At 43.0% G+C, this 1,650-nt stretch carries 1 protein-coding gene; it reads right to left on the bottom strand.

Annotated features, from left to right (window positions below; genetic code table 11):
- Nucleotides 1-122: 122 nt before the first annotated feature.
- Nucleotides 123-1,433, bottom strand: coding sequence for an HlyD family efflux transporter periplasmic adaptor subunit (locus JMY01_RS13980; protein WP_201575660.1), 1,311 nt, complete (start codon nucleotides 1,431-1,433; stop codon nucleotides 123-125).
- Nucleotides 1,434-1,650 lie beyond the last annotated feature (217 nt).

Consider the following 1,650-nt stretch of genomic DNA (forward strand, 5'->3'; position numbering starts at 1 on the left):
TAATGTTTCTACAGAATGTAACAACTTGCTGATTAATAGCTAAACGGTGATAGAAAGGCGCCTATACTACAGTGCGCTCCCTGCTTTGTCCTAATGCCCTGATCTGTAGTTTATATTGTCTATCATGAGATGACTACTTTTTTACCAACAGACTCTATTGGTAGATCTGCCAAGCAAATCAGGCTGTCATTGCTGATGCCTGCAATGAGGTATTTGCCCGTACTAGGGTCATATTTAATAACATCTATCGGCTGACGCGTCAGACGCTGATTTTGTTTGATGATCCAAACATTGGCAGTCAAGGGTGTCAGTGGCTGATAAGGAGGAGTCTTCAGAGAGGATAGATCCACATCTTGAATCGCTTGTTCCGGAACGATATTACCGACAGCGATTTGCCCATAATCGACGCGGCCTATGACTTGCATGCCTAGCTTTAGCTTATCGCGGCTGGCCTCGTTTTTGACCACACTCACAGAGACCATCAATTCATCTGGCTGCTGCTGACTCGTGCTCAGCTTGCTAACTTGACCTGTAAAAGTTTCTGAAACATCTTTAGCAGTGAAGTTGACTGTCTGACCGACCGAAAGCTGAGACTCGGCTTGCATAGGTAAGGTGGCGGTAAAGCGTAAGTCTTTATCATTGCTTAAGCGTAGCAAAGGTTTGCCAGCAGCAACCTGTTGCATGTTCTCCACATATAGCGTGTCCACGCGCCCTGAAAAACTAGCATACACTACAATAGGCGGCTGTGTTGACTGTTGTGAGCTGGCTATATCCTGATCCTGTGCATCAGTAGATTTATTGTTATCTACATTAGCATCAATTGCTATGCTAGCGTTATTCGATGTTTCAGGCACAGGAGTGTTATTGGTATTGTCATTGGTTTTTGATTCATCGGTGGCTGTCTCATTGAGCTTACCATCAGCGCTGCTCGCGCTACTATCATTTGCTTTGCTTTCTTGTTTACTTTCTTTCTTACTCTCTTTTATGTCATCAGACACTTGCTCTGCTGAGCTTTTTTTAGTTGCTGTTGGCTGCTCAGGCTTAGCCTCTGAGTCTGAAGGCGTGGTCTTATTGCTTCCTACACGTTCATGTTGCTGTAAGAGTAGTAAAGGCGCGCCATCCTCTACCCATTGACCTTCTTTGACCAGTATTTTTTGTACGCTGACATCACGAGTGGTGACAAATCGCGACTGCTGGTTTGGCTCAATGGTGCCTTGCAATCCAAGACTGGGCTGATAGCGTGAAGGTTTGATATTCAGTATATAGTCTGATGACATGGTGACACTGTCAGCATCAATAGTTATAGGCGAGTTTGCCTGCTCACTGTCTTGAGAAAGCTGTTGATTATCGCTAGGTGAGGGTGGCTGACAAGCACTGACCAATAAAGCCGCTAGCAAAAAAGTACTATATTTAGAGTATTTAGAAAGTCTCATAGTTGTCATTATCGGCCATCATCATAAACGTTATTTTATTATATAGACAATAGCAACAAGGTGCGATAACTAAGCATTATAATCTTGGCATTTCTATATTGGCATTGTTATGTTGACATTATTATATGGGTATTATCATCTTGGGGATAATAGTCTTCTATTTGTCTTTCAACATGAGTGACTTATGACCGTTAGTGGAGATAGGGAAGATTTAGGT

This window comes from Psychrobacter sp. H8-1 (assembly GCF_904846575.1).
GTDB lineage: Bacteria > Pseudomonadota > Gammaproteobacteria > Pseudomonadales > Moraxellaceae > Psychrobacter > Psychrobacter fulvigenes.